This is a genomic window from Roseomonas fluvialis (genome assembly GCF_022846615.1).
Classification (GTDB): Bacteria; Pseudomonadota; Alphaproteobacteria; order Acetobacterales; family Acetobacteraceae; genus Neoroseomonas; species Neoroseomonas fluvialis.
On the sequence record NZ_AP025637.1, the window covers coordinates 4,173,970 to 4,190,945 of the forward strand.

Here is a 16,976-nt window from a genome sequence, read left to right on the forward strand (position 1 = left end):
ATGTCCGCCCGCACCACCGTCAAATCCATCCAGGACATCATGCGCCAGGACAGCGGCGTGGATGGGGACGCGCAGCGCCTCAGCCAGCTCTGCTGGATGTTCTTCCTCAAGATCATCGACGACCAGGACCAGGAACTCGAACTCCTGAAGCCCGACTACCGCTCTCCCGTCCCCGAGCGCTTCCAGTGGCGCACCTGGGCCGCGGACCCCGAGGGCATCACAGGCGAAGCCCTGCTCGACTTCATCAACGGCGAACTCTTCCCCGCGCTGAAGAACCTCCCGGTCTCCGCCACGCCCGGCGACCGCCGCCGCGTCGTCCGCGACGTGTTCGAGGACGCCTACAACTACATGAAGTCCGGCCAGCTGATGCGCCAGGTGGTCAACCGCATCACCAGCATCGACTTCAACAACCTCAGCGAACGCCAGCACTTCGGCGACATCTACGAACAGCTGCTCAACGATCTCCAATCCGCCGGCAACGCGGGCGAGTACTACACCCCCCGCGCCGTCACCTCCTTCATGGTCGACCGTATCGACCCGCGGCCTGGCGAGATCCTCTTCGACCCCGCCTGCGGCACGGGCGGGTTCCTCACGTGCTCACTGCGCCACATGCGCGACCGCTACGTGAAGAAGACCACCGACGAATGGCTGATGCAGGGCGCCCTGCGCGCTGTGGAAAAGAAGCAGCTGCCGCACATGCTCTGCGTGACCAACATGCTGCTGCACGGCATCGAGGACCCGAGCTTCGTCCGCCACGACAACACCCTCGCCCGCCCCTACATCAGCTACACCCAGTCCGACCGCGTCGACATCGTGCTCACCAACCCGCCCTTCGGCGGGCGGGAGGAAGACGGGATCGAGAGCAACTTCCCCGCTCACCTACGCACGCGGGAGACGGCGGACCTCTTTCTCGCGCTGATCATCCGCCTGCTGAAGCCGGGCGGCCGCGCCGCGGTGGTGCTGCCCGACGGCACGCTGTTCGGCGAAGGCGTGAAGACCCGCATCAAGGAAAGCCTGATGGAGGAGTGCAACCTGCACACCATCGTCCGGCTGCCGAACTCGGTCTTCAAGCCCTACGCCTCGATCGGCACCAACCTGCTGTTCTTCGAGAGGGGTACGCCGACCACCGAGACCTGGTTCTGGGAACACCAGGTGCCCGCGGGCCAGAAGGCCTACTCCATGACCAAGCCGATCCGGCTGGACCACTTTGCCGACTGCACCGCCTGGTGGGGCGGCCCGACCCGTGAAGGCCGCGCCGAAGGCCCCCAGGCCTGGCGCGTGACGGCCGAGGAGGTGAAGGCGCGCGGCTACAACCTCGACATCAAGAACCCAAACACCGTCGCGGCGGACCACGGCGACCCGGAGGCGCTACTGGCCGAACTCGACGCAGCCGAGGCCGAGACAGCCCGCCTGCAGGACCAGCTGAAGGCCATCCTGGCGGAGGCGCTGACGCGATGAACGCGGCGCGGCTGCTGGCGTTGTATGAGCGCATCGCCGAGGCGCCGGATGCAGTGGCGCGGCTGCGGCGTTTCGTGCTGGACCTCGCAGTGCGGGGGAAGTTGGTATCGCAGGATGCCGGCGACGAACCGGCGTCGGAATTGCTGAAGCGCATCGCGCGGGAGAAGGCGCGGCTGGTCAAGTTGGGTGAGGTTCGGAAGCCGCGCGAACTTGGCAGCGCGGATGAGATAGAGGCCCCATTCCCCGTTCCGCCGAGTTGGAAATGGATCAGACTTGACGGCGTCGGTGCCATCATCGGCGGCGGAACGCCCTCGGCGGCTGATGCAGAAAACTTCGCGGAACCTGGCGATGGGGTCCCTTGGCTCACGCCGGCAGACCTCGGCGGACACACCGAACTTTATGTCTCGCGCGGCGCTCGGGATCTCTCCGAGAAGGGCGCGCGCACGTCGTCCGCAACCATAATGCCGGCCGGCACCGTCCTTTTCACCAGCCGCGCCCCGATCGGCTACGTCGCCATTGCCTCGAACCCGCTGGCGACGAACCAGGGCTTCAAGTCCATCGTGCCGTATGTGGTGGAGTGTTCGCGCTTCATTGCTGTGGCGATGAAGGCCTTTGCGCCGGAGATCGATGCGAAAGCACCGGGGACGACCTTCAAGGAAGTCTCGGGCAAGATTGTTGCCGCAGTGCCATTCCCCCTCGCGCCGCTGGCCGAGCAGCACCGCATCGTCGCCAAGGTGGATGAGTTAATGGCGCTGTGCGACCGGCTGGAGGCGGCGCGGACGGCGCGAGAGGCGGCGCGCGACCGGCTGGCGGCAGCGAGCCTCGCCCGCCTCAACACCCCGGATCCCGAGACCTTCCCGACCGACGCGCGCTTCGCCCTCGACGCCCTGCCCGCCCTCACCACCCGCCCCGACCAGATCAAGGACCTCCGCCAGACCATCCTGAACCTAGCGGTACGCGGGAAGCTCGTGCCGCAGGATGCCCGCGATGAGCCCGTGTCCGCGCTCATTGCTCGCATCGGGACATATCGCCAGCACCATCAGGCCGGCCGGGCTCAGACGCAAAGCATCAGGCCGATCCCTGAAGCCGAAGCGCCTCATCCGGTGCCGAGTGGTTGGGCGTGGTTCCGCTTCGGCGATATCACTGTTTGCCGTGACGGCCGGCGCGTCCCGGTCTCAAAGGAGGAGAGAAGCGGACGCGCCAAGCTTTACGACTACTACGGCGCGTCCGGCGTTATCGATCGGATTGACGGCTATTTGTTCGATCAGCCCCTTCTGCTCATCGGGGAGGACGGAGCCAACCTCATCAATCGGTCAACGCCGATCGCGTTCATGGCGCGCGGAAGATACTGGGTAAACAACCACGCCCACGTCATCGATGGCGTATCGGAGGACTTCCTTCGCTATCTTGAGCTCTTCATCAACGCCACGGACCTGAAGCTGTACGTCACAGGCACCGCGCAGCCCAAGATGAACCAAGCGAAGATGAATTCGATTCCGGTCGCCTTGCCACCGCAGGGTGAACAGGAACGCATCCTGGCCAGGGTCAACGAGTTGATGGGTCTCTGCGGAATACTGGAGGCGGGCCTCACCGACGCGACCACCACCCGAACGCGGCTGTTGGAAGTCACCCTAACCGACACGCTTGCCCCCCTTCCCGAGATCGCCGCATGAGCACGACGACAGAGGACTTCATCCGCACCTTCGAAGCGCTCCGCGAGGAGGTAAATCGCCGCGCGGGCGAGCCAAATTCCCACACGCTCCAGATTGACACCGCTGCAGGCGTTGATCCCGCCATCGACAAGAATCGTCGCCTGATCCGCTACATCCGTGATGTGCGGAACGCCCTGCAGCATCCCCAACACGGCGCGCGAGGTCACGCCGTCCAGATCACCGACGCGTTCCTCAACGAGGCAAAGGCTCTCCTGAGGCACCTACAGGACCCTCCCACGGTTCGCTCGGTCGGCGTCGCACGCCGCGATATCAGGACCGCGCGCCTGGGCGACCGCTTGGGCGACCTGGCCGACATGATGAAGCGTGACGGCTTCAGCCATCTGCCGATCCTTGATGAACGCGACGTTGTCATGGGCGTGTTCAACGAGGCCGCCGTCTTCGATCACCTCTGGGCAGAGCCGGCGCGCATCATCGAACGCGACATGCGGGTCGAGGACATCCTGCCGCATTGCAGCCTCGATGCCGACCACACGGAGACCTTCCAATTCGTCCGGCCGGGAACGCTGCTCGATGACTTGGTCGGCATGTTCGTCGCACCGATCTCGCGGACCACTCGGCTGGGTGCTGCCTTCGTGACGGCCTCGGGCAAGGATACTGAGCCGCTCCAGCGCATGATTACGCCCTGGGATGTTCTCGCGAACGGTCGAAACTAGGCGCGATCATGCCGATCAACCTCGTCATCGCCGTCACCGATGATGACTGGTTCGAGATGCTGCGCCATCGCCCCGACATCACGGAGGTGAACTTCTGGGCGCCCTCGGCCGCCAACTTCCGTGCCCTCCAGCCCGGGGAGCTCTTCCTCTTCAAGCTGCACGCCCCGCGCAACGTCATCGTCGGCGGCGGCATCTTCGCGCACGCCAACGCCATGCCCTGGTCCATGGCCTGGAGCACCTTCGGCGAAGCGAACGGCGCCCGCTCGGCGCAGGAGATGCGAACGCGGATCGCCCGCTACCGCCGCGCCGATCCCGCCGACCGCACGGAGTTCGAGATCGGCTGCCGCATCCTCAGCCAGCCCTTCTTCCTCGACGAACGGGACTGGCTAGTAGTGCCGCCGAGCTGGGCTCGCAACATCGTCTCCTTCAAGACCTACAGCACCGGTGACGCGGAAGGCCTGGCCCTGTGGGAAGCGATGCAGGACCGCCTGGCGCAGCGCGCCGTGCCCGGCCTCGCCGAGCCCCTGCCGCGCTTCGGTGAACCCCACCTTATCCGCCCGCGCCTCGGCCAGGGCGCCTTCCGCGTGCTGGTCACGGACCTGTATCAGCGCCGCTGCGCCGTGACGCAGGAACGCACCCTGCCCGCGCTGGAGGCCGCCCATATCCGCCCCTACGCCGAGGGCGGCCAGCACGAGGCCAGCAACGGCCTCCTCCTCCGCCGCGACCTGCACAGCCTGTTCGACGCCGGCTACGTGACCGTGACGCCCGACCTCCGCTTCGAGGTCAGCCGCCGCATCCGGGAGGAGTTCGACAACGGCAAGCACTACTACGCGCTGCACGGCCAGCAGATCGCCACGCCTGGTGACGCCCGGCAGCGCCCCGACCGCGCCGCCCTGGGCTGGCACAACGAAAATGCGTACCGAGGGTGATCCTTCAAACGCGCGCTGCGGAAATTGCACGAGACGCTCTGTGCGATGGAACCAATGAATAACGGCACTCCCTACGAGATGTCGGTCGGTAGGACCGTGATCGCCTTCTCCCAAATCGAACGCATGCTCGACTACATCGTTGGTGTCGCAATCAACTACGGCGGTTTTCCCAGGCCAAACGGGCCCTATCCGAGGCTCCTTGGGGCAAAGATCAAGTTCGTCAAATCAGCCTTCGCCGGGTGCGATCTGCTGGTTCCCTTTGCCGCCGGAGGGGAGCATCTCTTGGCCAGAGTTCTCGAAGCCGCCGACGACCGCAATTGGCTCGTTCATGCCGCCGAGATAGACGCGCCCGGCCGCGGGCTCCACCTGGAGATGCTAAAGTTCGCGGAGCTGCGCTACGAGCGCGTGCAACGGAAGCTGACCTCCAAAGACCTCTTGGCGATTCCTGAGCGCGCTCAACGTCTGAACAGTGAACTGGGTGACTTCGTGTCGGAGATCATCGATGCCGCGTCCAGATCAAATAGATGACCGATGACAAGCGCGTCTTCCGGATCGACGTACTGAATGTTCGTTCTCGAAGTACGGATTTCGGGCAAGTGGGGTTCGAACCAGGGCGAGTGCCGACCGCGCTGAAACCGGCCTTTTACCTAGGGTTTTAAGTTCCGTACTAAAGCGCCCAAGTCAGGAGGTCCGGAGAGAAATGGCCTCCGGAGAGCGATTTTTGGCCGTCTCCGCGTCGCGGCAGTCAACAGGTCTGCCCCGGAAAGCCCAGGAAACCTGCCACTCAGCGTGGCGGTCGGTCAGGCAGAGAGCACGGCTCGTATGGGAACTGGCGGAGGGGATGTCCGCCGAACCTAAATCCCCCACCGCACCACGCCATGCCAAAATCCCCAGCATAACTTGAGACTTCCCGCCCACCTCACTAGAGCACCACCCCCCACCGTTTCCCGTTGCGCCCCGCCAGTCCACAAGATAATTGTGGACTACCTTGTGGACGGACGGCGGGACCATGGCGAAGGCGGCGGGCAAGCTGACGGGGCGGTTGCAGGCGGTGGCCGTGAAGGCACTCGTGGCAGCCGGGCAGCCCGGCGCCCACGCTGACGGCGGGAACCTTTACCTGCGCGTCGCCGGCCGGAACGCGGGCAAGTGGACCCTGCGCTACGCCATTGGCGGCAAGTCCCGAGAGATGGGGCTTGGACCCTATGACGCGGACGGCAAGGCCGGGCTGACACTGGCACAGGCGCGCGAGGCTGCCGAGGAACCCCGCGCCATCCTGCGCGCCGGGCTTGATCCGATGGCCGAGCGCGACCGCAAGGCCACCGAGGCGAAGGCCGAGGCCGAGCGGTTGGCCGCGCACGCGCAGGCGAAGGCGCGGGTGTTCCGCGACGTGGCGGCGGAATACATCGCGGCGCACTCGCCGGGCTGGCGGAACGCGAAGCACCGCGCGCAGTGGACGGCGACCCTCACGACCTACGCGTATCCGACCATCGGCGGGCAGCCGGTGGACGAAATCGCGACCGATGATGTGCTGCGCTGTCTGCAACCGATCTGGACGGCGAAGCCTGAGACGGCGAAGCGCGTGCGCGGTCGGATTGAAGCAGTGATCGACTACGCCACGGCGCGGGGCTGGCGCGAGACGGTGAACCCTGCCCGGTGGCGCGGGCATCTGGCGAACCTGCTTCCCGCGCGCTCGAAAGTGCGCCGCGTGCAGCACCACGCCGCCCTTCCCTGGCAGGAAATCGGCGCCTTCATGGTGGACCTGCGTAAGCGCCCCGGCACCGCCGCGCGCGCGCTGGAATTTTGCATACTGACGGCGACGCGCACCGGCGAGACGTTGGGCGCACGCTGGTCGGAAATCGACATGGGCGCGGCAGTCTGGACGATCCCCGCCGAGCGCATGAAGGCCGGGCGCGAGCATCGCGTGCCGCTGCCTGGCGCCGCGCTGGCGGTGCTGGCCGAAATGGCGCCGCTGTGTCCCGAGGAAGGCGACGGCTTTGTGTTCCCCGGCGCCGTCGAGACGCGCGGCCTATCCTCCATGGCGATGCTCATGCTGCTGCGCCGGATGGGTCGCGGTGACCTCACCACGCATGGATTCCGCAGCGCCTTCCGCGATTGGACGGAGGAAGCGACCAGCACGCCACACGCGGTGGCCGAGGCCGCGCTCGCGCACACCATCGGGGACAAGGTTGAGGCGGCGTATCGGCGCGGCGACCTGTTCGCGAAGCGCGCGCGCCTCATGGCCGATTGGGCGGACTTCTGCGCCAACGCGCCGGCCGAGGTTCACGCCCTGCTGGTGGCGCACCCCGAGGCCGCCGGGTGACGCGCGAGTTGCAATCCTAGCCGTTTTGGCTAGCAACACCGGTAACGGTGGCAACAACCGCAGAAATCCGCCGCTTTGCCGCTGTTACCACTGCCGCGCGGGCACTGGTAACGCTAGTAACGGCGGGCATCCGCGCCGGGGCCGTTCCGCGATCCAGGGCGCCCGTCCGGTGCTGGAACCACCGGGCGGGGCTGACCCCGACCACCTTGGAGCGACCCATGCGGTCGAGGCTAACAACACCGCTACCCTACCGCCACCTTCTCGCGCCAGCCGCGCGCGCCCGGCGCGCCGACCGGCAGTTGCACGGCGTGCCTCATGCTCCGCATCAGCTGCTCCATCGCCAGCACGAAATCCGCGCTGGTCGCCCGGCTAATTGCCGCCCGGTACATCGTCTCGTTGCAGTGCTGCCGCGCCATCCAGCGATCCACCGCCTCGATGCGCTGCTTCGCCCCATCGCCCACCATCGCGCGCTGCGGCGCGGTCGGGCAGCAGGTCGGCACGGCGGCGGAGACGATAGGTGGCGCCCTCGATGCGGACGACGATGGCGTAGTGCGGGAGGGTCGAGCAGCGCGGTGACGACGACGGTGTCGCCGAACACCTCGCCCCATTCGGCAAAGCCGCGGTTGGAGGTGAGGCTAATCGCACCTCGTTCGTAGCGCGCGTTGACGAGCTGAAAGAACAGGTTGCCGCCGCCGGCGACGACGGGCAGGTACCCGATCTCGTCGACGACCAGCCGTTGCGACCTGCAGAGGAGCCGGATGCGCTCGCGCAGCGTGACGGCGCCGCGTTCCTCGACATTGGTCTTGAGTTCGTCGAGGTCGTCGACCATGACCGCGCCGTAGTAATCGGCGAGGCCGTAGGTCACGCGGTCGCGCAGGATTTCCATGAGCGCGACCTTGCCGTTGCGGACTGCGGCATGGCTTCGGGGGCGCGGCCGATCTTGGGGAACTTCACCTCGGAGGAGTTGCTGGCGGTCTTGCGGCGCAGCCGCGGGCGCATCACTCCGCCCTTGTTCTGGAACGCCTCGAAGAGCTCAGCCTCGAACTGGGTGGTGAAGTGCTTTTCGATGTCGAGTGCCATGGGGCAACCCTCGGAGGGCTGCGGTGCGGCTCTTGATCCGGTGGCTGTCCCCTGGCGCGCGCGGTCGGCCTTGTCCTGGGAAGAGGGCGAGGGCGCGGCCGGTGGGGACGATGTGGCCAATAGCCAGAATCGACCCTGCGGCACCACACACCGAGCGCTCTGATCTTTACGATTCTCGAAACGGTGCTCGCGTTATTTTCGCATCAATGTCGCCCCGTCTGCCAATCCGCGCCTTGCGACACTAAGTTGGACTGTGAAAAATCTATATTGGTATATGGTCGCTTTAGAAAGGAATTATCGTTGCTTGATCAAATCTCATCTGAGGACATGAATCGTGATCGGACCATATTGAATCAACCGGTCACGAAGACACCGATCATATTTCTGCACATTCCCAAGACGGCTGGCACGTCCATACGGCGTGCAGTTCAGGTGGCGACGTGTGCGGCAAGCGCTGGGGAAGGATTTGATCTCTGCACATTTGGCAACGCCTTCGAAAATCGCAAAGAAAATCTGCCATATAGGAATTCTTTCTATCTGAATCCAGGCGAATTTCCGAATAATATATCCTTTTTTAGCGGACACATTGCGTTATCGAGCTTGAAAGCGGCCTATCCTACTTCAAGTATATTTACAATACTGCGCGAGCCGCGCAGTCGAATTCTCTCGACTTGGCTTTTTTGGCGCAGTTTGCCCGACTCGGTCCTGGCCCCGTGGAGCGAGTGGGGCGACCGCCTCGCGGTCGCTCGTGACACGCTTTCTCACTTTCTGACGGATCCCCGCATCGCCTGTCAGACAGATAATCTGTGCCTTCGTATGCTTGTCTGGCCGCATCCCCGCCTGCCAGACGCCGACTTCATTCCGCCGGAAGCCGACGATGAGCTTCTCGATGCCGCGCACCGGGCGCTCAAGCGGCTGGATTTCGTTGGATGCGTAGAGGATCCGGCGCTAGCGACGCGTCTGGCCAAGTTCATCGGCGCGGACATCGTGATCGATCACGAAAACGCTACGCAAAAATCGCCATCGGCGCCTATTCCCGTCTTGGGCGAGGAACTGGATTCGTCCACTCTGGCCCTTCTTGGTTCCCGCAGCCGGCTCGATGCCGTGCTGTGGAAGCGCGTGGTGCACACTCTCGGGCTCGGCAACTCTGCGGAGTCCCTCGCAGAGGCCAGTCTGCTGAATCAATGTGTCCGGTATGTCGGCACTGGCGCTGCCTATGCGTCCCAATGGCATCGTGCGCAGGCCATACGTGCCGCTCGCCTACAAGCGGATGCGACGGCCGCCCTAATGGAGGCCCGCGCGGATATCCTTCGTGGCGCCTCAGCCATAGAGGCAGTCCGCGCGGAGAACGACCGTATCTCCGCGGATCTCCTCGCCGTACAAGGCAGCAGTTCCTGGCGGCTCACCGCTCCCCTTCGCGCGAGCAAGCGCCTCCTCCAGACGCTCTTCCGGCCGCATTGATGAGGAAACTCTGGCTCGGGCAAGGCTGACGCGACAAACCCTCCAGGCCACGCAGCCTACCCGGTCAGACTGGGCGGCGGTCCAACCAAGCCAGCTATTGGATGCGTTGACTCCCAGCACGCTTGCCGTCGTCGCCGTGGCCGTGGTCGTGCTCAATCCCTTCAAGCGTAGCGCGCGTCACGCGGCATTAGCGGACGATCACTTCGTCCCGCTAGACCACCAAACGAACGCTATCGCCAGCACGCAAGCCTGTGACCCCACCACCGCACTGGTCGGCGACAGCATGCGAAGCACTCCGTCGCGTTGCTGCCATCCAAGGGAGCAGGATTGCCCGGAGGCATATTGCAGTAGCCGATGCGAACCGCCAACGCCTGTAGCGATATTGGTCACTGGCGGGAGAAGTTTCGCCGACGAAGGAAGATCTGTCATCGAGGGGCCTCCTGCCACCATGACGCCGCTCGGACGCTGCCAGCGGTGATGGGACTGCACGCCTAACCGACGGTTAAGCGTCGATTTCGTAACCAGAGATGGGCGACGCGGCAGAGCAGCAGCGCCCCCATCTCTGTTTTTCAAACAAATCTTTAGATGTTCTACAAATAGTGAATCTAATAAAAGTCTGTGAATTTCGTTCTGGGATAGTAAATCCTCACAAAGGCACACATTTTTAATCACCCATCGTCAAACTCCCTCGCGACATGCAGTCATGGGGAGTCATGAGATGATCAAATATTTCTCTATGATCTTTGCGTCTGGATTGATACTGCTCGTTGCGGCAGCTGGGTCTAGAGCATTCGGGCAAGGTAACCCTGTCGAAGGAATCTATGTGTCGGGGTTCGCCGGCCTGGTCGTCTTGGACTCGACGGTCACGTTTCCGGCAACTCCCGACCGGCCAGCGGGAAAGTTCGTGGACCAGGGCGGGGACGGCGTCATCTTCGGCGCCCGTGTCGGATGGGGCCGTCTCGTCACGCAGCACATCTATGTCGGCGGCGAGGTGGAGGGACTGCTTCCGTGGAATGTGACGAGCCGCCTGAATGCCTATGGCGTGGAGTACCGCGCCCGACTTCGTGGCGAGATCGGTGCGTTCGGGCGCATCGGATGGTCGTCTGATGGCCGCAACCTGTTCTTCTTCAGGGCGGGCTTAGTCATTCCGACTCAAAATTTTGAGTCGGTCGAAAACGGCAACAGGGCGCGCACTGAATGGACGCCGGTACCTACCTTCGGGATCGGGGCCGAGATCCCGCTCACGGCGTCGTGGGCAGCCCGTATGGACGTGACCTACTCATGGCCGAGTGGTGTCAATGTAATCGAGTCGTATCGAATGAATGCAGGTCTCGTCTATCGCTTCTGAGAAAATGGGCGCTCCGCACCTGATCCCAGCGGTGCGGAGCCCAACCCTACACTAGATTATGGAACGATCGAGAGATAACGACTGACGGCATTCTGCCAAAAAATTCCAGCTCGGACGAATTGAGGGCATGCAAATGTTCAACGGCGAGAGAGTAGTCATTTTGTTGGTGCGCATGCAATACACCAGAGATGGGTTTTTCTGAGTTTAGGTGAGGTATCTCAACATTGCGCCTGAAGCCTGAGATGGCTTCAACAGCCTCAAGAAATACCGACGTATTTCCATAACGCCCAACTACATAGTCTGCCGAATCAAGCCGCTCACGTACTCTATCAAGATTGTCAGTTCCAAAAATTGTCCTAAGTTGAGCATTCCCGCAGTGTATTCTAAATTCAGGAAGTTCACGTATCGCCGTATATAAGGTCATTTTCTGAAGCGGCTGGTGAAGGGCGTGATCCTCTCGAAATCGCATATAATTGTAGAGCGACACGATCCTTTCGACAGGATCGCGAAAATTTGCAAGTATGATCCTACGACGGCTTGCATTTTGTACCAGCGGATTCTTGAATCCAAAGTGCCCTACGACAAGCATAAGCGTGTCATAAAAATCTGGATTGCTATCTATATAATCTGAAAGACTCTCATTTTTTCCTATCTTATTTGTGAGGGCCTGATGAAAAATGCTGTGCGGGGCGAACATCTTGGATAAGACTGAGTTCAGTGTGGTTCCCGCGGTCTTTGGGATGTGTAGGAAAAAAAAGATTGGAAGCGATCTGGGCAACTCGCCGCGGCGTATGCAGTCAGCCGGCGTTTGATGATTGTCCATACCAACCTCGCAGACGTGACCTGAGGCAAAAGCTTAGGCTTCCGGCCGGCGGTCAACGATTTTCATCCTGCCGCCGCCTGCGACGACGGAGACCGCGGTGACGGGCTTGGCCATACTCAAAGATGCTAGGCGGCAGTCAAGCCATCAAACGAGGAATCCTCTTCGCCAGTTGGGAGGATTTAGGATAACTGGGCGTCAAGTGGAGCCTGGCGCAACTCGCCAGCCTGTACGTTTCCGTTGCGGGATCCGGGGCCCAAGCCGAGCGATACGATCGCCAAGCCCACTATCCCTGATTCATCGACAAGGAAGCGAGCAAGCCGCGCATTGCGGCCAAAACTCCGACCAGTTCGTCATGCCCAGCCTCATATGCGTCGATCAAAATGACATCGAGCAAGGCGGCTGCTTCCCCGGCGAGGTCACATACTTCATCGGACTCGCGTTCGACCGGCTGCCACCAGGAGTTATGAACGTTCTCACGATTTTCGCGCACCACGAGCCCCTTTTCGCTCAGAAATTGAACCGCAGACCCAAAAATACGCGCTACAGGACGACGGTCCAGAGGTTTTCTAAACCAAGGATTGATAAGCAGAGCGCCAATTCCGTGTAAGCCTTTGATATTTGGTGAATTTATAGATCAGGAGATGATCAGACTGACGGCGATTTCACGGGAGATTGACGCCCAAAAATTCGCAATAAGACGATTTTAATGAACGTCTCAAAAAGTGCGATTGCCCCCCCCCCCCCCCCCGATGCGGAGAGTATGGCGGTGAAGTGGGTGGGATCGCTTCACCCCTTGACACACGATGACTGGCGAATCGCAATCGCGGTTCTGGCATCTGATCCTGGATAACGCGCTCCTACATGCCCTCGCGAGATTTCGACAAGGACGTTGGTAAGGCGCTTAGCCGAGTGCGGCGCTCGCGTCGAATGACGCAGCGACTTCTTGGCCGCTACATCGGCGTTGCGCCGCAAACCGTCCATAAAATGGAAAAAGGCGAAATCAGAATTTCAGCTGGACAACTGTACTTGGCCGCACAGGCCCTCGCCAGCCCTATCAAGTCATTCTTTCCACGCCAAAAAGCGTTGAAACAGTCACCTAGATTACTCAGCCTGCAAAGATTGTTGTCGGATTTTCAACAGATTCGGTCTCCCAAGCTACAGGAAATGGTCGTCTTGGCTTCTCGGGCACTTGCGAATCATTCAGGGGCGACAAAGAATGCCGCCGCATCCGCGGCAGCACCCCACCCGCCAGGGCGAACGCATCTACGCGCGCCCGCAGCGGCGTCCCGCTCGGCTCGTCGTAGTCGTCCGCGTGCCGCATCGCCTCCGGCGCCTCGAACGCGGTGATCTGGCTCGGCGCCGCGCCCACCCGCGGCGCCTCAGTGCCGGCACGCCGCGCGCTGGCAGCGACGCCCCTGCGCGACCTGCTGGCGACGGCGCGAACCTCTTTCGCGGCGATCAATGCGCGCGGGTCCGGGGATTTCGGACGACGACATGGACGGGCTCGGACGGTTCGATGACGTGCTGTCGATGATGCGCGCCAAGCGGCCCGTGGCAACGGCCGAAAAGGCAGCGCTCAAGGGCGAATACCTGACGGGCCGGCTGCAGGCTGGGAATATTTCGGACGACGCGGACGCGGCTGTGTTGGAAGCCTGCGCGCCGACTTCGCCGCCCTGGCCGGTATGCCGCTCACCGAAACGGCTCCCGCGCAGGCGGTCGTGGCATGACCCCCGCTCCCTTTTTGGATTGGTCGGCGCGCACCATGCCGCGGCCGGTGTTGTGCCTCAACCTCGCCCGCACATTCGGTTGGTGCGCGGGCGTCCCTGGCGCCCATCCCGATTACGGCACTGTCGCGCTACAGGGTCGCTCACACGGCGTGGTCTATGCGGACCTGCTCCGTTGGCTCCATGCGCTGATCCGGCAGCACCAGCCGGCCGAAATTGCCATCGAACCGCCGCTTGGCAGCCAAGGCGCAAGCACGACGCGGCTAGCCTACGGGTTGGCCGCGCACCTGCATCTGCTCGCGCACCACAAGGGCATCCCGGTCCTCGAGGAACCGGTGGCGAACGCGCCGCGAGGTTTTGGGGCGCAGCGACTTCCCCGCCGGCACGGCGAATTCGGGAGCGATTGCCTGGTGCCGCGCGCATGGCTTCGCGCCTGACGATGACAACGCTGCCGACGCCATCGTGTTGTTCAAGCACTTGGAACAAATGCAACGTGGGACGAACGGCGCATGAGCGGCCGCTTTGCCGTTGCGGTAGCCGAGCTTCGGGAACAGGCGGAGCGCGTGGCTTCGGGCATGCGAAAATCCGGCAGTCGCAACACGCTAGGTGCTACGCAGCCGCGTTCGATGACGGGAACGAGATGCCGCAATCCCTCCGCGACTTGCCGGCGCGCACCGGCGGCAAGGCAGGCGCCGCAAGGGTTCCCCTGCCGGACTTGCGCGCCGCCGGACGGCGTCTGCTTCCGCTGCCGGGCTACTGGGCCACGGTGGACGGTGGCCCGAACGCTCTGCGGTGGGGGCCATGGGAGTGGGTTGTGATCCCCCCTGAGGATAGCCCTGAGCGTGACCGGAAATCCCGCGGGCGAGGGCGCGCCCAAACGTGGGCGACCGATCGGTTCCGCGAGGAACGCGCGACCGATCACGCCTCGGGTTAGAGTTCATCGCGGCGGGGCAGGCCGGCCGGCCAGCGCGGGCCACCGACCGCGCAGCCCGCCGCCGTTCCTTCAGAGCGCGCGGCACACGGATAGTCCGGCGCCGCCCGCGAATGCAGTCGCAGCGGCGGGTCGGTTGTTCTAGACTCGCCCTCGTGCTTCGCCCGATCACACCGCGCCCGACTATCGGCGCACCTCCCGCGACGAAGCCTCTGTGCGGAACACCGATGCGGAGACGCGGGCAATGGACTATTGGCGGAAGAACGACGTGACAGCGCCGATATCGGGCACTTTGCCGGGGCTGCCGAATCCTGATACATTGGTGCAGTATCCTAGGGCCATGACAGCGGCGCAGGCGGTCGGGCCGCCCAAGCAGGAACCAGCGGCGCCCATGGCGCCCGCGCCGGCTGCCGCAGCGAGTGACGATATCGAAATGCAGCGGCGCCGCCAGATGCTGGTGGAAATGCTCGGCAGGCCGATCGCGTACGGCCCGGACGGCAAATGGTCGATTGTGGGCGGGATCGCAAACGGGCTGCTTAGCGCAGCGCAGCAGCTACCAGGCCGGCGCGGCGGGGCCCTCGCCCCGATGCCCGGATATGGCGGCGGCGGCGGGATGGCTGAAGGCCCGGCGCAATAGGCGCTGCCGCCTTAGGAATGGTGGGGCCTAGGCCGGCCAGCCGAACGGGAGATATCCGCACTCCCTGCCCACGCCGCCACATTGCGGAGCGCCAGCGGAGGGGCGGCGATGGACCATACAGAAAGCGACGGCGAGGAACCGAAATGGCGGGCAGCTTATGTGGCCCCCAACGGTGAGCGCGGCCCGACGCAATGCCCCGACCCTCCGCCTAGGGTGCGCGGCGGCAAGACATCGGCCACTGCCGCCGAGCGGGAGCGGGTTGCGCCGCCACCACTGGTCAACGCTGCGCCACCAAACCCCGCGCAGAAGCCTTGGCTGCCCGCCATGGAATCTGTCCACTGGGTTGCCTTCCGTGGCTGCCCTCCGCCGATAGATGACGCCGCCTATGGCGACCGCTTGAATGTCGCCGAACGCGCTCTTGTTGACGCGGCAGCGGCGGGACGAATTGGTGCGAGGGGCGAGGAAGGGAGCCGGGGTAAGCCGCGGCCGGGCGTTTTGCCGACCGCGATCCCGGCCGCCGCCTTCGCAAAGCACGAAGTCGGGTTGAACGGGCGTGACGTCGGAACGCTCGGCCTAAGGCGGTTCGCTCCCATAGATGCTGTCTTGGACTATGGCGGTCCCTACTTCCACCATGTGCATTTCGATGCAGCGGCAGTTTTGGCCGAGTGGCCCGTTGCAACACCGGCACGGCCCGGCGCGGAGCCTCCAACACTTAGCGAATTGCCCGCGCGCTGGACCCTGCTTGAAGCCCTCGCGTGGATCATCTTCCGAGACCTGCGCACCGTGCAGGGCGCTTCACTCGAAACGCCGCGCGAGGCCACGGCATATCGGGCAGAGACGCGCTTGCCCGGTGGTGATGCGGAACTGCAGCCGGTGATGGGCGAACCGGGAAGCGGTCGCCTCCGCTTGTCGCTCGAATGGGCGTACGACCGGGCGCAAGGCACCCCTACTAACGGACTGCCGCCTGACGCGGCCGAGAACGACTTGCTGTCGAAGCTGCGAAGCGGCGCCATCATCGCACGCGGCCGACTGCCGGCTTACGCGACGCCACGCACCATGGACCCCGGCGATTGGCGAGGCCTGGCGCTCGCGGAGCCCACGCGGGGCGACGTCGTCGCAGAACCGCGGGGCACAACGGGACGTGCATGGCAGGAGATCAGCGTCGCGCGGGATGAAGTGGTGAGAGAATGGCAGCCCATTCACGGGGACGCGGCACCACCACCTACCAAAGGTATCCCATCGACCCCCGGGGCAGCCCCATCACGGTCTGACCCGCGCCCCCGATTCACGCTCGCGGCCGGCCGTGCGTGGTATCGCCTCCATGTTGCGACTTGGCCGAAAGAGGAGCCGCCACCCTCCGAGGCTACCGATCTCACCCAGATTCGCGCTTACTTTGGGGACCGCTCCCCCCCGATTCCGCGCGAGACAATCCGCGAAATACGGCGCGAATTGGCGCCGTCGGATTGGCGGAAATCTGGTCCGCGCAAGCCGCGGTAAGTCTCGCCGCGGCGGGAACTCCGCGATTATCGCTGCGAGCTTCTGAAGCGCCGACAACGCCGCTGTCCCGCGCAATCCCGCGCTGCTGGAGGGACAGCATGACCTACCATAAGCCATCCCCCGAAATGGTGCCGCTGCCGCGCGCGCCAGCCATCTTCGGCCTTTCCCGGTCCCACCTTTACCGCTTGGCCGCTGAGGGCCGCATCAGGCTGTTGAAGGCCGGCGCGCGGACTCTGGTGGACTGCGCCAGCGTGCGCGCGTTCCTGGCGACGCTGCCTGAGGCGTCCATTGGCAAGCGGGATGCGGCGTGATGCGCGCCGCCTCCGTTCCTCGCCGCGCCTTCCGTGGCGCTGCTGGCCCTGCTGACGCTGGCCGGGCTGCT

At 63.9% G+C, this 16,976-nt stretch carries 16 protein-coding genes; 12 read left to right on the forward strand and 4 right to left on the reverse strand.

The features are described 5' to 3' along the window. The 6 genes from MWM08_RS19965 (at position 1) to MWM08_RS19990 (ending at position 7,093) form a co-directional block, all read left to right on the forward strand. Complete coding sequence (locus MWM08_RS19965) at positions 1-1,458, forward strand: class I SAM-dependent DNA methyltransferase (protein WP_244408267.1); 1,458 nt, start codon at positions 1-3, stop codon at positions 1,456-1,458. Then, positions 1,455-3,131, forward strand: coding sequence for a restriction endonuclease subunit S (locus MWM08_RS19970; protein WP_244408268.1), 1,677 nt, complete (start codon positions 1,455-1,457; stop codon positions 3,129-3,131). Before MWM08_RS19965 ends, MWM08_RS19970 begins: the two co-directional genes overlap by 4 nt. Next, positions 3,128-3,844 (forward strand): CBS domain-containing protein, encoded by a 717-nt coding sequence (locus tag MWM08_RS19975; protein ID WP_244408269.1) that lies wholly within the window; start codon positions 3,128-3,130, stop codon positions 3,842-3,844. The genes MWM08_RS19970 and MWM08_RS19975 overlap by 4 nt, the downstream gene beginning before the upstream one ends. Positions 3,845-3,852: 8 nt before the next feature. Beyond that, positions 3,853-4,773: an HNH endonuclease gene (locus MWM08_RS19980; RefSeq protein WP_244408270.1), complete on the forward strand. Its 921-nt coding sequence runs from the start codon at positions 3,853-3,855 to the stop codon at positions 4,771-4,773. Positions 4,774-4,869: 96 nt separating this feature from the next. Further along, positions 4,870-5,301, forward strand: coding sequence for a hypothetical protein (locus MWM08_RS19985; protein ID WP_244408271.1), 432 nt, complete (start codon positions 4,870-4,872; stop codon positions 5,299-5,301). 481 nt (positions 5,302-5,782) lie between these two features. Continuing rightward, the gene (locus MWM08_RS19990; RefSeq protein ID WP_244408272.1) at positions 5,783-7,093 is read left to right on the forward strand and encodes a tyrosine-type recombinase/integrase; all 1,311 of its coding nucleotides are present in this window, start codon (positions 5,783-5,785) and stop codon (positions 7,091-7,093) included. A gap of 325 nt (positions 7,094-7,418) precedes the next feature. Here the strand turns inward: MWM08_RS19990 and MWM08_RS26450 are convergent, their stop codons facing one another. Together MWM08_RS26450 and MWM08_RS20000 are read right to left on the reverse strand one after the other, a co-directional pair. Then, positions 7,419-7,979 carry an ATP-binding protein gene (locus MWM08_RS26450; RefSeq protein ID WP_279323212.1) on the reverse strand — a complete coding sequence of 187 codons (561 nt, stop codon included), beginning with the start codon at positions 7,977-7,979 and terminating at the stop codon, positions 7,419-7,421. Beyond that, positions 7,955-8,173, reverse strand: coding sequence for a hypothetical protein (locus MWM08_RS20000; protein ID WP_244408273.1), 219 nt, complete (start codon positions 8,171-8,173; stop codon positions 7,955-7,957). Before MWM08_RS20000 ends, MWM08_RS26450 begins: the two co-directional genes overlap by 25 nt. A 300-nt stretch (positions 8,174-8,473) precedes the next feature. Between MWM08_RS20000 and MWM08_RS20005 the strand changes: the two genes are divergently transcribed. After that, entirely contained in the window at positions 8,474-9,634 is a 1,161-nt protein-coding gene (locus MWM08_RS20005; protein WP_244408274.1) for a sulfotransferase family protein, read from the forward strand. A gap of 718 nt (positions 9,635-10,352) precedes the next feature. Then, positions 10,353-10,982 (forward strand): hypothetical protein, encoded by a 630-nt coding sequence (locus tag MWM08_RS20010; RefSeq protein ID WP_244408275.1) that lies wholly within the window; start codon positions 10,353-10,355, stop codon positions 10,980-10,982. A 46-nt stretch (positions 10,983-11,028) separates the two neighbouring features. On the opposite strand, the gene MWM08_RS20015 is transcribed toward MWM08_RS20010, so the two are convergent. Both MWM08_RS20015 and MWM08_RS20020 read right to left on the reverse strand, forming a co-directional pair. Further along, complete coding sequence (locus MWM08_RS20015; protein ID WP_244408276.1) at positions 11,029-11,679, reverse strand: hypothetical protein; 651 nt, start codon at positions 11,677-11,679, stop codon at positions 11,029-11,031. Positions 11,680-12,088: 409 nt separating this feature from the next. Continuing rightward, on the reverse strand, positions 12,089-12,295 hold the full coding sequence (locus MWM08_RS20020; protein WP_244408277.1) for a hypothetical protein: 207 nt from the start codon (positions 12,293-12,295) through the stop codon (positions 12,089-12,091). A 371-nt stretch (positions 12,296-12,666) separates the two neighbouring features. Here MWM08_RS20020 and MWM08_RS26545 point away from each other — a divergent pair, with 371 nt between their 5' ends. The 4 genes from MWM08_RS26545 (at position 12,667) to MWM08_RS20035 (ending at position 16,905) form a co-directional block, all read left to right on the forward strand. Beyond that, complete coding sequence (locus tag MWM08_RS26545) at positions 12,667-13,152, forward strand: helix-turn-helix transcriptional regulator (protein WP_423815989.1); 486 nt, start codon at positions 12,667-12,669, stop codon at positions 13,150-13,152. 376 nt (positions 13,153-13,528) lie between these two features. Beyond that, positions 13,529-13,966, forward strand: a complete 438-nt coding sequence (locus MWM08_RS20025) for a hypothetical protein (protein ID WP_244408278.1) — start codon at positions 13,529-13,531, stop codon at positions 13,964-13,966. 834 nt (positions 13,967-14,800) lie between these two features. Next, entirely contained in the window at positions 14,801-15,097 is a 297-nt protein-coding gene (locus MWM08_RS20030; protein WP_244408279.1) for a hypothetical protein, read from the forward strand. Positions 15,098-16,692: 1,595 nt separating this feature from the next. After that, positions 16,693-16,905, forward strand: a complete 213-nt coding sequence (locus tag MWM08_RS20035) for a MerR family transcriptional regulator (protein ID WP_244408280.1) — start codon at positions 16,693-16,695, stop codon at positions 16,903-16,905. Positions 16,906-16,976 lie beyond the last annotated feature (71 nt).

Bases quoted from the DNA above. Each gene is read 5' to 3' on its own strand.
- MWM08_RS19965 (WP_244408267.1), top strand. From the start codon at position 1: ATGTCCGCCCGCACCACCGTCAAATCCATCCAGGACATCATGCGCCAG.
- MWM08_RS19970 (WP_244408268.1), top strand. From the start codon at position 1,455: ATGAACGCGGCGCGGCTGCTGGCGTTGTATGAGCGCATCGCCGAGGCG.
- MWM08_RS19975 (WP_244408269.1), top strand. From the start codon at position 3,128: ATGAGCACGACGACAGAGGACTTCATCCGCACCTTCGAAGCGCTCCGC.
- MWM08_RS19980 (WP_244408270.1), top strand. From the start codon at position 3,853: ATGCCGATCAACCTCGTCATCGCCGTCACCGATGATGACTGGTTCGAG.
- MWM08_RS19990 (WP_244408272.1), top strand. From the start codon at position 5,783: ATGGCGAAGGCGGCGGGCAAGCTGACGGGGCGGTTGCAGGCGGTGGCC.
- MWM08_RS26450 (WP_279323212.1), bottom strand. From the start codon at position 7,979: ATGGAAATCCTGCGCGACCGCGTGACCTACGGCCTCGCCGATTACTAC.
- MWM08_RS20000 (WP_244408273.1), bottom strand. From the start codon at position 8,173: ATGGCACTCGACATCGAAAAGCACTTCACCACCCAGTTCGAGGCTGAG.
- MWM08_RS20010 (WP_244408275.1), top strand. From the start codon at position 10,353: ATGATCAAATATTTCTCTATGATCTTTGCGTCTGGATTGATACTGCTC.
- MWM08_RS20015 (WP_244408276.1), bottom strand. From the start codon at position 11,679: ATGTTCGCCCCGCACAGCATTTTTCATCAGGCCCTCACAAATAAGATA.
- MWM08_RS26545 (WP_423815989.1), top strand. From the start codon at position 12,667: ATGCCCTCGCGAGATTTCGACAAGGACGTTGGTAAGGCGCTTAGCCGA.
- MWM08_RS20025 (WP_244408278.1), top strand. From the start codon at position 13,529: ATGACCCCCGCTCCCTTTTTGGATTGGTCGGCGCGCACCATGCCGCGG.
- MWM08_RS20030 (WP_244408279.1), top strand. From the start codon at position 14,801: ATGACAGCGGCGCAGGCGGTCGGGCCGCCCAAGCAGGAACCAGCGGCG.
- MWM08_RS20035 (WP_244408280.1), top strand. From the start codon at position 16,693: ATGACCTACCATAAGCCATCCCCCGAAATGGTGCCGCTGCCGCGCGCG.